Consider the following 13,025-nt stretch of genomic DNA (forward strand, 5'->3'; position numbering starts at 1 on the left):
CTCAGGGAATTCTGAGCCGGATTAGACGTCCCGCCGACGAAGCGCACAGCAACCGCCTGAAGCGTCGCCGCCATGGAGAACTCCACAGACCGGCGGTCCCGGCGGTCCCCTCGGCGGCGTGCCCCGGTGTGGCCCACCCTGTTCGCGTTCGCCGTCGTCGGCGCCACGGCCACCGGCGCGGTGTACTGGCAGGGCCACGCCCGCCCGGATGCGGGCGGCACCGTATCGTCGTCGGTCTCGGCACCCTCGGGCGGGGAGGCGTCGGTGGAGACGGTCGGGCCGGTGGTGGACGGTGACGCGCGGCTGGCCGCGGCCATGGCGTCGGTGACCGTGGCGGACGGCGCCGAGGTGTCGGTGGCGGTGCTCGATCCGGACTCCGGCGAGAACGCCGCGTACGGTACGGGCGCCTTCGACACGGCGAGCATCGTCAAGGTCGACATCCTGGCGGCCCTGCTGCTCCAGGCACAGGACGCGGCACGTTCGCTGAGCGCCGCGGAGAAGACGTACGCCGTCGCGATGATCGAGAACAGCGACAACGACTCGGCGTCGGCGCTCTGGCGGGCGATCGGGACGGCGGCGGGACTCGACGCCGCGAACGAGCGCTTCGGGCTGACGGGGACCGCGGGCGGCACCGGTCCGCTGTGGGGGCTGACGCGGACCACGGCCGCCGACCAGGTCGCGTTGCTGAGGCAGGTGTTCGTGGCGGACGGCTCGGCGCTGAGCGAGGCCTCACGGGCGTATGTGCGGGATCTGATGGGGCGGATCGCCGACGGTCAGCGGTGGGGCGTGTCGGCGGCGGCCGACGGTGCCGGGGGTTCGGCATGGGCGTTGAAGAACGGCTGGCTGCGGCGTAGCACCACCGGGCTGTGGGTCGTCAACAGCATCGGGCGGGTCGAGGCCGGCGGCCACGGCTACCTGGTGGCGGTGGTGTCGCGGGGCAGCGCCACGCGGGCGGAGGGGATCTCGCTGACCGAGGCGGCGGCGCGGGCCGCGGTGTCGGTGTTCGCCGACGAGGACCGCGCCGGTGGTCAGAAGCCGTCGTAGCGTTCGCGGCGGCCCCGCCACAGGACCACGGCCGCGACCACCAGGACGCCGCCCGCGCCGCCCGCCAGTGGGGCCGCCCAGGCCGAGATGTCGTCGTCGGAGGCGGGGGCGTCCGGTCCCGGGCCGAAGTACTTGTCCCCGTAGGCCGCCGCCTTCAGGCCCTCGGGCCTCAGGCGTCCGGCCGCCTCGATGGCGGCGGCCGGGTCGACGAAGCCGAAGCCGCGGGAGTCGTCGCGGCCCTCGGCGGGGGCGTTGCGGGCGGAGTCCTCCAGGAGAGCCTTGACCTGGGCCGGGGTGAGGTCCGGGTGGGCCGCCTTCACGAGGGCGGCGGCGCCGGACACGAAGGCGGAGGCGGCGCTGGTGCCCCAGCCCTCGTAGTAGCGGTGGTCGGGATCGGCGATGATCACGTCGACGCCGGGCGCGCTGACGGTGGCGTACCAGCGTCGGGTGGAGAAGGCGGCGCGGGTGCCGTAGCGGTCGACGGCCGTCGCGGCGATCACGCCCGGGTAGGCGGCCGGGTAGGAGATGTGGTCGCCCTTCTCGCCCCCGTTTCCGGCCGACGCGACGACGACCACGCCCTTCTTCAGGGCGTACAGGATGGCCTCGTCCTCGGCGGGCTCGGGGTGGGCGGAGGCGGAGTCGTCGCCGAGGGAGAGGTTGATGATGTCGGCGCCGTGGTCGGCGGCCCAGCGGACGCCCTCGGCCAGGGCGTTGCCGCGGGTCTTGCGGGCCTTGGCGCGGGAGGGGTCGCCGTCCTCCAGGATGACCCGCAGGGGCAGGATCTTCGCCTCCGGGGCAATGCCCATGACGCCCTCGGCGTTGCCGGCGCCATGCCCGTGACCGGCGATGATTCCGGCCATGGCGGTGCCGTGCCGGGCCCAGGAGCGGTCACCCTCGCTCGCGCCGAAGCCGACCAGGTCTTTGCCGGTGAGGACGTTGCCGGCCAGGTCGGGGTGGTCGGCCTCGACGCCGGTGTCCAGGACCGCGACGGTGACGCCGGCGCCCTTGGTGGTGCGCCAGGCGTCCTGGGTGTGCATGGCGTCCAGGGCCCACTGCTGGGCGCGTATGCCGTCGGCGTGGGCGGCGGGCGCCGGGAAGAGGACGAGGGCGGCGGCCAGGAGCAGGCTCAGGCCGCCGCCTGCCCGGCGGGTGCGGTGGGCGTTCACGAGGGGTGCTCCGTGGCGGGGCCGACGTTCTTGCGCAGGGCGCGTTCGACGCGGTCGGCCAGGCCCTGCGCCTCGTGGCCGAGGCCGGCCTGGGCGGGGGCCGAGGTGGCGCCGGACTCGGTGGCCTCCGCGGCGGGCTCGGGTTCGTCGACGGTACGGCCGTCGGCCCAGCCGGAGACCGCGTAGACGACGACGGGGGCGTCGGTGAGCACGGAGACGGTCCAGGAGCCCCGCTGTCCTGCGCCGAAGCCCTCGGCGACGGTGTCCTTCGCCGCGTACGGCAACGGCATGAGGTCGTCGCGGCGGCCCAGGCCCTCCTTCTCGAACCGGCCCGCCAGCGAGGTCATGGCGGCGGCGTCGGCCTTGGTGAAGAGCAGGCCGACGGTGGTGACGTAGCTCTGGGTGGCGTCGGTGTAGGTGGCGCGCAGCAGGCGCGAGCAGCCGACCGGTTCGAGCACCTTGGCCAGCAGCCGGTCGAAGGCGCCGGCGCAGTCGCTGTCCGGGGCGACGGCGACCCGCGTCCAGGCGCGGTCGGCTCCGCCCGGTCCCGCGCCCTGTCCCTGGACGGTGCGCGGGAACAACTGGTCGACGGGCACGCTGTGCCACATCTCCCCGGCCTCGGTGTACGCACTGCGCGCGCCCTCGTCCCCGGAGTCCCCGGCGAGCCAGCTGCCGGTGACGGCTCCGGTGAGCAGGCCCACCCCGAGCACGAGGCAGACGGCCGCGGCGACGACCTGGGGCCGCGGACGCCCGCCGAGTGGACGCGGCCGGGCCGGCCCGTCGTATCCCTCGGGTGCTCCGAACGTGATCCGGGGCCGCCCGTCGCCCGCGGGAGTGGGGGTGCCGGGCGTGCTCGGCGTGCTCGGCGTGCTCCAGGAGAACGCGGGGTCGGGGGCGGCGGGGGCCGGACACCGGTTCGCCGGGCCGGTTCCCGGTCGCGGCGTGCGTACGTCCGTCCGCGGTCCCGGCTCCACGGCGGGTGCGGGGGGTTCCCTTTCCGGTTCCGGCTCCGCCGGTATCGGGCGAAGGCGCGCGGTCGTCTCCGTCGGGGTCTGCGCGGGGACGCCGGTGCGGTGGGGCGGCGCCTGCGGTACCCCGCTCCGGCCCGGGACCTCGCGGCCGACACCCGGCGCGGTGTCGGGGAAACGGGCGGATGCGGGGGGCGGTGGGTGCGCGGGGTCCGTGAACCGGGGCTCGCGGAGCCGGAAGCGCGGGTAGCGGGTCCGGGCCCCGGAGTTTTCGCGGCCGTCGTCCGGGCCGTCGTCCGAGGAGGCGGCGGTCGCGCCCGCGCGGCCGTCCCCCGCTGCCGTACCGGGCCCCGGCGCGTCGCGGCGCTCCGGGGTGGCGGCCGCGTCGGTGTGCCGTCGGGAACCGGAATGCGCGCCTTCCGGGCCGCCCCCGCGCTCCACCGGCGCCCGCGCCGGGCGGGGCGGGACACCTGGGCGGGGCGGAGTGCCCGGACGCGACGGTGTCTGCGGGCGGGACGGGATCACCGGACCGGGAGCCGTGCCGAAACCCGGCGCGGACTCCGGCCACGGCGCGGACTCCTGGCGGGGCGGCACCTCGGAGCGGGGCGCGGCATCCGATCGGGGCGGGGTCGCCGAGCCGGGAGCCTTCCCCGAACCCGGCGCGGGCCCGGGGCCAGGCTCACACTCCGGGCCGGGAGCCGTGGCAAAACGCGGCACGTACCCCGAGCGCGGCGCAGTCTCCGGGCGGGGCGGCACCTCCGAGCGGGGCGCGGCATCCGGGCGGGACGGGGTCGCCGACCGGGGGGCCGCGCCAAGACCCGGCGCGGACTCCGGCCACGGCCGCACCTCGGAGCGGGGCATGGACTCCGGGCGGGACGGGATCACCGGACCGGGAGCCGTACCGGAACCCGGCGCGGACTCCGGCCACGGCGCGGACTCCTGGCGGGGCGGCACCTCTGGGCGGGGCGCGGCATCCGGGCGGCGTGGCGCCTCTGGGCGGGGTTGCCCCTCGGAGCGGGGCGGCACCCCCGGGCAGGGCGGCGTCTCGGGGTGCGGGGGGAGGGAGGTGCGGCGCGCTTCCGTGCTCATGCACCCCCCGTTTCCTCGGGCCCGGCCCGTTTCTCCGACGCGGGCCGGTGATGTGGTCTCCTGCCCCGGCCCGGCGCGGAACGGTCCGTCCCGGGCACGCATACCCGCACGGGAGGGCCGCCATCCCGGCGCGGGCTCCGGGGCCCTGCCGCCGGGGTCGGGTCCGCCGTGCGTGCGCGTCACTCTACGGCGTGACCCCGCTCGAGGGGGAACCAGTCCGCACGCCCGTGGCATTGGCCCGGATCGTCCCCCTACCCTGGGGTAAACACGTCTGGCAGGCTGCGTGCATGACTGCGCGCGCCGCCGACCGGGCCCGTTACGACCGGGCCACCGCCCATCTGGACGCCCCCGTGGCGATCGTGGACCTGGAGGCCTTCGACGCCAACGCGGACGACCTGGTCCGCCGGGCCGCCGGCAAACCGATCCGGGTCGCCAGCAAGTCCGTACGCTGTCGTGCTCTGCTGGAACGGGTCCTGGCCAGGGAGGGCTTCGCAGGCGTCATGTCGTTCACGCTGGCCGAGTCACTGTGGCTGGCGCGCTCCGGTTTCCAGGACGTGCTGCTCGCCTATCCGTCCGCGGACCGCGCCGGTTACGCCGAACTGAGCGCCGATCCGAAGCTCGCCTCCGCCGTCACCGTGATGACCGACGATCCGGCACAGCTGGACCTCATCGACGCGGCGCGCGACGGCGGCCGCGAAGTCGTGCGGGTCTGCCTGGAGTTGGACACCTCGCTCAGGCTGTTCGGCGGGCGCGTGCGGGTCGGGGCCCGGCGCTCCCCACTGCACTCCCCCGCCGAGGTCGCCGACCTGGCTCGCGCGGTGGCCCGCCGGCCGGGCTTCGAGGTCGTCGGCATCATGGCGTACGAGGGGCACGTCGCAGGCGTCGGGGACGCGGTGGCCGGGCGGCCGCTGCGGTCTCGGGCGGTGCGGCTGATGCAGGCCGCCGCCCGCAGGGAACTGGCCGAGCGGCGGGCCGCCGTGGTGCGGGCCGTCCGGGCCGTCGCGCCCGGCCTGGAGTTCGTCAACGGCGGTGGCACGGGCAGCGTGCAGTACACCGCCGCCGAGGACGCGGTGACCGAGATCGCGGCCGGGTCCGGACTGTACGTGCCGCGGCTGTTCGACAACTACACGTCGTTCCGCGGCCGTCCGGCGGCGCTGTTCGCGCAGCCCGTCGTACGGCGGCCGGGGGTCGGGGCCGTGACCGTGCTCGGTGGCGGGTATCCGGCCTCCGGCGCGGCCGGCGCCGACCGGCTGCCGGTGCCGTACCTCCCCGAGGGGCTGCGCTACGACCCCCAGGAAGGCGCCGGCGAGGTGCAGACGCCGCTGCTGGGCTCGCCCGCCGACGATCTGCTCATCGGCGACAAGGTGTGGTTCCGGCACGCCAAGGCCGGTGAGCTGTGCGAGCGGTTCGACGCGCTGCACCTGGTGGAGGGGGACGCGGTGACGGCGACGGTTCCGACGTACCGGGGTGAGGGACACACCTTCCTGTAGCCCGGGCCGCCCTTCCGGCCCGGGGCGGGTCAGTCCGCCGGGCCGATGCCGCTGCCCACTCCGCCGCCGGTGTCCGCGTCGCCGACGGGCCGGACGCCCTTGGTGATCCGGTCCATGTCTGCGAGCGGCGGCCCGTCCTCGCCCGCGTCGAAGACATAGCGGACGAGGATCGGGGACTCGGTGCCGACGGTGGAGGGGAACACCAGCGACTGCACGTAGCCGCCGGGTCCCTCGGCGGTCCTCACCCGCCAGCGGACGTAGTACCCGGCGCGCCCGGCGACCGCGACGGGACCGGACGCCACTTCCTCGTGGGACTCGATGCCGCCGAAGGGCCTGCTGCCGATCAGGTCGCGGTCGTAGGCGTCGTCGGCCGCGTCCGCGATGTCCTGCCGGGCGAGGACCTTCGGGGAGGACTCCGCGTTCGCCGTGACGGTGCGGGAGATGACGAGGCCGTGCCGGCACACGCTGCCGTCGGCGGGGCAGTCGTAGGTGCCGTCCGTGGTCATCATGACGTCGTCCTCGGCGACGTACCTCGGCAGGACCCAGCCGTCCGGCAGCGGGAAGGTGACGCCGTTGAGCTGGTCCTCGACCACGGCCGGGTCGTCGGCCGCGGGTTCGGGGGGAGTGGGTGAGGGGGACGGCGAATCGCTCACCGGTGCGGGGCCGGTGGCGGTCGACGTGACCGGTGGGGCCTGCGTCCCGGGGCTGCCGCCGTCGTCCTCGCCCAGGACGGACGCGCCGGTGACGACGGCCGCGGCCAGCACGGCCGCGGCTGCGGTGAAGGCGACTGCCCTCCCGCGTCCGCCCCCGGACTGTCCCGGCCCACCTGACTGCCTCGGCCCGCCCAACCGTCCCGGCCCACCCGACTGTCCCGGTTCGCCCGACTGTCCCGGTCCGCCGGTGGACAGCGGCACGGTCGCCGCACGGCCGGGCTGTGCCTGGTAGTGCACCGCCCATCGCTCCGCCCGCGGGCCCCGGTCCACGGCCGGACCGGAGCCGGGGGGTCCGGGCACGCGCCGGTGCTCCGTCCAGGCGGTGCCGTCCCACCACCGCTCCTGGTGCGGGGCCTTCGGGTCGCGGTACCAGCCGGGCGGCGGCGTCATGCTCATCCCGGCACTTTAGGACGCCGTACCCGGCGTGCTACAGCGGTGTGACGTACGCCCCGGAGATCCCGCCGTCCACCAGGAAGTCGGTGGCGTTGACGAAGGAGGAGTCGTCGCTGGCCAGGAAGGCGACTGCGGCGGCGATCTCCGCGGCCTCGGCGAACCGTCCGAGGGGGATGTGCACGAGGCGGCGCGCGGCCCGCTCCGGGTCCTTGGCGAACAGCTCCCGCAGCAGCGGGGTGTTGACCGGGCCGGGACAGAGGGCGTTGACGCGGATGCCCTCGCGCGCGAACTGCACGCCCAGTTCTCGGGACATGGCGAGGACGCCGCCCTTGGACGCGGTGTACGAGATCTGCGAGGTGGCCGCGCCCATCCGGGCCACGAAGGACGCGGTGTTGATGACGGACCCCCTGCCCTGGCGCCGCATGTAGGGGATGGCGGCCTTGCAGCACAGGTAGACGGACGTGAGGTTGACCTCCTGGACACGCTTCCACGCCTCCAGGCCGGTCTCCAGGATGGAGTCGTCGTCGGGCGGCGAGATACCGGCGTTGTTGAACGCGACGTCGACGCTGCCGTAGGTGTCGTACGCCGTCTTGAACAGCGCCTCGACCTGCTCGGCGTCGGTGACGTCGACCTTGGCGAAGGTCCCGCCGGTCTCCTCGGCCGCCGCCCTGCCCCGGGTCTCGTCGATGTCGCCGCAGACGACGTGGGCGCCCTCGGAGGCCAGCCTGCGGACGGTGGCGAGGCCGATGCCGCTGCCCGCTCCGGTGACGACGGCCGTGCGGTCCACCAGGCGGCGGCAGATGATGTCCTCGGTCATGGGTGGCTATGCCTCCGTGCTGATGAAGACGTTCTTGGTCTCGGTGAAGGCGGTCAGCGCGTCCGGGCCGAGTTCGCGGCCGAGGCCGGACTGCTTGAGCCCGCCGAACGGCGTCCAGTAGCGGACGGCGGCGTGGGAGTTGACGGACAGGTTCCCGGCGCGCACCGCACCGGACACGCGCAGGGCGCGGCCGACGTCCCGGGTCCACAGTGAGCCGGACAGGCCGTAGTCGGTGGCGTTGGCCAGGCGGATCGCGTCGGCTTCGTCCTCGAAGGGCAGGACGACGGCGACGGGCCCGAAGACCTCCTCGACGGCCACGCGCGCGTGCGGCTCGACGCCGGTGAGGACGGTGGGCGCGAACCAGAAGCCGGGGCCCTCGGGCGCCTTGCCGCGGATGCCGGCGGCGGCGTCGGGGACGTAGGAGCGGACCCGGTCCAGTTGGGCGCGGGAGATCAGCGGGCCCATCTCGGTGGCCTCGTCGGCCGGGTCGCCGACGCGGACGGCTTCGATCGCCGGGGTGAGGAGGGCGAGGAAGCGGTCGTACACGGACCGCTGGACGAGGATGCGGCTGCGGGCGCAGCAGTCCTGGCCGGAGTTGTCGAGGAAGGACATGGGGGTGGCGGCCGCGGCGGCATCGAGGTCGGCATCGGCGAAGACGATGTTGGGGCTCTTGCCGCCGAGTTCGAGGGTGACGGGCTTGAGGAGGGCAGCGCCCTTGGCGGCCACCTGGCGTCCCACCGCCGTCGACCCGGTGAAGACGATCTTGGCGACGCCCGGGTGCGCGACGAGCGCGTCGCCCGCGACGGGCCCGCGCCCGGGCAGCACCTGGAACAGTCCCTCGGGCAGGCCCGCCGCCAGGGCGAGTCCGGCCAGGCGCAGGGCGGTGAGCGGGGTGGTCTCGGCGGGCTTGAGGAGGACCGCGTTGCCCGCCGCGAGGGCCGGTGCGGTGCCCCAGGCCGCGACGGGCATCGGGAAGTTCCAGGGGGCGACGACCCCGACCACGCCCAGTGGTTCGAGGAGTGTGACGTCCAGGCCGCCGGCGACCGGGATCTGGCGTCCGGTGAGCCGCTCCACTCCCCCGGCGGCGTAGTCGAGCACATCGCGGACGTTGCCGGCCTCCCAGCGGGCGTTGCCGAGGGTGTGCCCGGCCTCCCGGACCTCCAGTCGGGCCAGCTCCTCCAGGTGCTCGTCGACGGTGGCGGCGAAGCGGCGCAGCAGCCGGGCCCGGTCGCCGGGGGCGCGGGCCGCCCAGGCGGTCTGCGCCCGTGCGGCCCGCGCGACGGCGGCGTCCACGTCGGCCGCGGAGGCGGCGGGGACGGTGGCGACGATCTCTTCGGTGGCGGGGTTGAGTACGGTCAGCTCGTGCGGCTCGCGGGAGGACTCGGCGGACAAGTGGGCCTCACATCCGTTCGAAGGAGCGGCGCAGCTCCCAGTCCGTGACCGCGGCGTCGAAGGCGTCCAGTTCGACGCGTGCCATGTTCCGGTAGTGGGCGACGACCTCGTCCCCGAAGGCGGCCTTGGCGAGGGCGCTGTTCCCCCACAGCTCGGCGGCCTCGCGAAGGGTGGTCGGGACGTGTGCGAAGTCGGCGGTGTAGGCGTTGCCCCGGCAGGGTTCGGGCAGTTCCAGCCGCTGTTCGACGCCGTGCAGTCCGGCCGCGATCATGCCCGCCACCGCGAGGTAGGGATTGACGTCACCGCCGGGGAGCCGGTTCTCGAAGCGCAGGGAGCGGCCGTGGCCGACCACGCGCAGGGCGCAGGTGCGGTTGTCGTGCCCCCAGGCGACCGCGGTCGGGGCGAAGGAGCCGGGCTGGAACCGTTTGTAGGAGTTGATGTGGGGGGCGTGGAGGAGGGAGAACTCCCGCAGCGCCACCAGTTGTCCGGCGAGGAAGTGCCGCATGACGTCGGACATGCCGCCCTCGCGGTCGCCCGCCATGACGCTGCTGCCGTCGGCGTCGGCGAGCGAGAGGTGGATGTGACAGGAGTTGCCCTCCTGCTCGTTGTACTTGGCCATGAAGGTGAGGGACATGCCCTCCTGGGCGGCGATCTCCTTGGCGCCGGTCTTGTAGACCGCGTGCTGGTCGCAGGTGACCAGGGCGTCGTCGTAGCGGAAGACGATCTCGTGCTGGCCGGGATTGCACTCGCCCTTGGCGGACTCGACGGTGAGGCCGGCTCCGGCCATCTCGTTGCGGATGCGGCGCAGCAGGGGTTCGACGCGGCCGGTGCCGAGCACCGAGTAGTCGATGTTGTACTGGTTGGCCGGGGTCAGGCCGCGGTAGTCCGCGTCCCAGGCGTGTTCGTAGGTGTCCCGGAAGACGATGAACTCCAGCTCGGTGCCGACCCGTGCGGTGTACCCGTGCCCGGCGAGCCGCTCCAGCTGGCGGCGCAGGATCTGGCGGGGCGCGGCGAGCACCGGGGAGCCGTCCTCCCAGGCGAGGTCGGCGACGACCATCGCGGTGCCCTCGTTCCAGGGCAGCCGGCGCAGGGTGGCACGGTCGGTGTGCAGGGCGAAGTCGCCGTAGCCGCGGTCCCAGGAGGACATCGCGTAGCCGTCGACGGTGTTCATGTCGGCGTCGACGGCGAGGAGGTAGTTGCAGCCCTCGGTGCCGTGTTCCAGGACCTCGTCGAGGAAGAAGCGCGCGGCGAACCGCTTGCCCTGCAGGCGGCCCTGCATGTCGGGGAAGGCGAGGACGACGGTGTCGATGTCACCGGCGGCGACGAGGGCGTGCAGTTCCTCGACCCCGAGCGGGGGTGTGCGGTCTGCCACGGGGAGAGCCTCCTTCTGGCCGGGAGCCATAAGGTATTGCCGGGAACCTTTGGTTGGGAAGGGGGCGCGGCCGCGTGCGGGAGGAATCCGACGGGAGTGTGGCGGACCGGCTGGCGCCGGTGCTGCGTCCGGTGCGGGCGGGCAACGGCTTCGAGGAGGCGCTGGAGCAGATCCTCCAGGTCGTCAGGCTGGGCCTGGTGGCGGGGGGTGAGCGGCTGCCGGCCGAGCGGGAGCTGGCGGAGCGGCTGGGGATCAGCCGGGTGATGCTGCGCGAGGTGCTGCGGGTGCTCCAGGACCAGGGGCTGGTCCAAGCGCGGCGCGGCCGGTACGGCGGAACGTTCGTGCTGCCCCGCGCGGACGCGGTCGGCGAGGACGAGCTGCGGCGCCGGGTGGCGGGGGTCGACATCGAGGACGTACTGCGCTTCCGGGAGGTGCTGGAGGTGGGCGCGGCCGGGCTGTGCGCCGCACACGGGCTGTCGGACGCGCGGGCGGCGCGGCTGCGGGAGGCCCTGGCCGGTACGCGGGACGCGCCGCTGACGCAGTACCGGCGGCTGGACACGATGCTGCACCTCACCCTGGCGGAGCTGTGCGGCTCACCGGCCCTGGCGGCACAGTACGCGGCGGTCCGCGCCGCCCTCAACGACCTGCTGGACTGCATCCCGCTGCTGGTGCGCAACCTGGAGCACTCCCAGCGTCAGCACGCGGCGCTGGTGGACGCGGTCCTGGACGGGGACGCCGACGGGGCGCGGGAGATCACGCGGGAGCACTGCGCGGGGACGGCGGCGCTCTTGCGGGGGTTTCTCGCGTGAGCGTCCTACCGTGACAGCGCCCTTGCGGCAAAGGTATGGGAACAATCCATTCCCGGGAGGACGGATGGCGGACAGGCCGCTGATCGGTGTCAGTACGTATCTGGAGGCCGGGGCCCGCTGGGGCGTGTGGGAGCTGGAGGCGGCGCTGTTGCCGGCCGGGTACCCGCGGCTGGTGCAGCGGGCGGGCGGACTGGCCGTGATGCTCCCTCCGGACGCGCCGGAGCACGCCGCCGCGGCCGTCGCCCGCCTCGACGGGGTGGTGATCGCGGGCGGCCCGGACGTGGAGCCGGTCCGCTACGGCGCCGAGCCCGGTCCGCGCACCGGCCCTCCGCACCGGGCCCGGGACACGTGGGAGCTGGCGCTGATCGAGGCGGCCCTGGCCGCGCGCGTCCCGCTGCTGGGCGTCTGCCGGGGCATGCAGCTGCTCAACGTCGCCCTGGGCGGCACCCTTGTCCAGCACATCGATGGGCACGCCGAGGCGGTGGGTGTGTTCGGCGGCCACCCGGTCGAGCCGGTGCCGGGGACGCTGTACGCCGGTGCGGTGCCTCAGGGGACGTTCGTGCCGACGTACCACCACCAGGCGGTGGACCGGCTCGGCACGGGCCTGGTCGCGTCGGCCCACGCGGCCGATGGCACGGTGGAGGCCCTGGAACTGCCGTCGGGCACCGGCTGGGTCCTGGGTGTGCAGTGGCATCCGGAGATGGGCGAGGACGTACGGGTGATGCGGGCGCTGGTGGACGCGGCGCGGTCGGGCCGAACCGGACCCGCGGAGAGAGCGGACCTACCCCCGGGTCAGTGACAGCAGTCGACGGGCCGGACCCGTGGGACGGTGACCGGTGGGCCACACCGCTCGCAGGTGACGGGCGAGGACGACGTCCGCCACGGGGACGCGCACCAGGCGCCGGGTGGTCAGCTCCTCGCCGACGGCGAGTTCGCTGAGGACGGAGGGGCCGGCGCCGCCCACCGCGGCCGCCTTCACCGCCGTGGTCGACGACAGTTCGATCAGGGGGCGGGCGAGACCGCCCAGCGCCGCGTCCAGGACCTGCCGGGTGCCCGAGCCCTTCTCCCGCAGGATCAGCGGGGTCGCCGCCAGCTCCGCCGCCGCCAGGGGGCGCCTGCGGCGGGCCCAGGGATGACCGGGTGCGGTCACGACGATGAGCCGGTCGTGGCCGATGACCGCGGAGTCGAGGCCGGCCGGCACACTCAGACCCTCCACGAAACCGAGGTCGGCGTCGTCGGCCAGCAGGCGCTCAGCGACCGCCGCCGAGTTGCCCGCGAGCAGCGACACCGCGGTGTCCGGCAACTGGGCGCGCAGCGCGACCAGCCAGCCCGGCAGCAGGTACTCGGCGATGGTCATGCTCGCCGCCACCCTCAGTCGCGAGTCCCGCCGGTCCCGCAGGGCCTGCGCGCCCGCGTCGAAGGCCTCGGCGGCCTCCACGATCCGCCTCGCCCAGTCCGTGACCAGCGCGCCCGCGTCGGTGAGCCGGGAGCCGCGCGGTGAGCGGTCCACCAGGGCGACGCCCAGCTGCCGTTCCATCGAGCGGATGCGGCTGCTCGCGGCCGGCTGGGTGATGCCCAGCTCGCGCGCGGCCCCGCCGAGGCTGCCCAGGCGCGCGACCGCCAGCAACAGCTCCATCGCCCCGAGGTCGGGGACCCGGTGCGCCAGCGAGCCCGCCAGGTGCCGCCCCCGTCGCGGGTGCCCTTCCTGCGCACCGCCCGTACCGCCGTCGCTGCCCGTACCGCCGCTCATAACCCCAGCTTATGCCGTCATA

Annotated in this window: 11 protein-coding genes; 4 read left to right on the forward strand and 7 right to left on the reverse strand. The window is 75.0% G+C overall.

From position 1 onward, the window contains the following. The first annotated feature begins 72 nt into the window (after positions 1 to 72). Positions 73 to 1,044, forward strand: a complete 972-nt coding sequence (locus ACGFYH_RS07285) for a serine hydrolase (RefSeq protein WP_393802136.1) — start codon at positions 73 to 75, stop codon at positions 1,042 to 1,044. On the opposite strand, the gene mycP is transcribed toward ACGFYH_RS07285, so the two are convergent. Both mycP and ACGFYH_RS07295 read right to left on the reverse strand, forming a co-directional pair. Then, complete coding sequence (mycP, locus tag ACGFYH_RS07290) at positions 1,029 to 2,210, reverse strand: type VII secretion-associated serine protease mycosin (protein WP_393802137.1); 1,182 nt, start codon at positions 2,208 to 2,210, stop codon at positions 1,029 to 1,031. The two genes, ACGFYH_RS07285 and mycP, sit on opposite strands and share 16 nt — an antisense overlap. Beyond that, on the reverse strand, positions 2,207 to 2,920 hold the full coding sequence (locus tag ACGFYH_RS07295; protein ID WP_393802138.1) for a hypothetical protein: 714 nt from the start codon (positions 2,918 to 2,920) through the stop codon (positions 2,207 to 2,209). The genes mycP and ACGFYH_RS07295 overlap by 4 nt, the downstream gene beginning before the upstream one ends. Before the next feature lie 1,634 nt (positions 2,921 to 4,554). Here ACGFYH_RS07295 and ACGFYH_RS07300 point away from each other — a divergent pair. After that, entirely contained in the window at positions 4,555 to 5,757 is a 1,203-nt protein-coding gene (locus ACGFYH_RS07300; protein ID WP_393802139.1) for an amino acid deaminase/aldolase, read from the forward strand. 29 nt (positions 5,758 to 5,786) lie between these two features. On the opposite strand, the gene ACGFYH_RS07305 is transcribed toward ACGFYH_RS07300, so the two are convergent. The 4 genes from ACGFYH_RS07305 to glnA4 are packed head-to-tail and all read right to left on the reverse strand — an operon-like array spanning position 5,787 to position 10,444. Then, a complete protein-coding gene (locus tag ACGFYH_RS07305; RefSeq protein WP_393802307.1) occupies positions 5,787 to 6,860 on the reverse strand; it encodes a DUF2510 domain-containing protein in 1,074 nt (357 codons plus the stop codon). Positions 6,861 to 6,897: 37 nt separating this feature from the next. Then, on the reverse strand, positions 6,898 to 7,680 hold the full coding sequence (locus tag ACGFYH_RS07310; RefSeq protein ID WP_393802140.1) for a 3-oxoacyl-ACP reductase: 783 nt from the start codon (positions 7,678 to 7,680) through the stop codon (positions 6,898 to 6,900). 6 nt (positions 7,681 to 7,686) lie between these two features. Then, positions 7,687 to 9,072, reverse strand: coding sequence for an aldehyde dehydrogenase family protein (locus ACGFYH_RS07315; RefSeq protein ID WP_393802141.1), 1,386 nt, complete (start codon positions 9,070 to 9,072; stop codon positions 7,687 to 7,689). 7 nt (positions 9,073 to 9,079) lie between these two features. After that, on the reverse strand, positions 9,080 to 10,444 hold the full coding sequence (gene glnA4, locus ACGFYH_RS07320) for a gamma-glutamylethanolamide synthetase GlnA4 (RefSeq protein WP_393802142.1): 1,365 nt from the start codon (positions 10,442 to 10,444) through the stop codon (positions 9,080 to 9,082). A gap of 74 nt (positions 10,445 to 10,518) precedes the next feature. Between glnA4 and ACGFYH_RS07325 the strand changes: the two genes are divergently transcribed. Together ACGFYH_RS07325 and ACGFYH_RS07330 are read left to right on the forward strand one after the other, a co-directional pair. Then, positions 10,519 to 11,253, forward strand: coding sequence for a FadR/GntR family transcriptional regulator (locus tag ACGFYH_RS07325; protein WP_393802143.1), 735 nt, complete (start codon positions 10,519 to 10,521; stop codon positions 11,251 to 11,253). A gap of 64 nt (positions 11,254 to 11,317) precedes the next feature. Continuing rightward, positions 11,318 to 12,052: a gamma-glutamyl-gamma-aminobutyrate hydrolase family protein gene (locus tag ACGFYH_RS07330; RefSeq protein ID WP_393802144.1), complete on the forward strand. Its 735-nt coding sequence runs from the start codon at positions 11,318 to 11,320 to the stop codon at positions 12,050 to 12,052. On the opposite strand, the gene ACGFYH_RS07335 is transcribed toward ACGFYH_RS07330, so the two are convergent. Then, a complete protein-coding gene (locus tag ACGFYH_RS07335) occupies positions 12,035 to 12,889 on the reverse strand; it encodes a LysR family transcriptional regulator (protein WP_393802308.1) in 855 nt (284 codons plus the stop codon). The two genes, ACGFYH_RS07330 and ACGFYH_RS07335, sit on opposite strands and share 18 nt — an antisense overlap. Positions 12,890 to 13,025 lie beyond the last annotated feature (136 nt).

The organism is Streptomyces sp. NPDC048392 (assembly GCF_043200575.1).
Classification (GTDB): Bacteria; Actinomycetota; Actinomycetes; order Streptomycetales; family Streptomycetaceae; genus Streptomyces.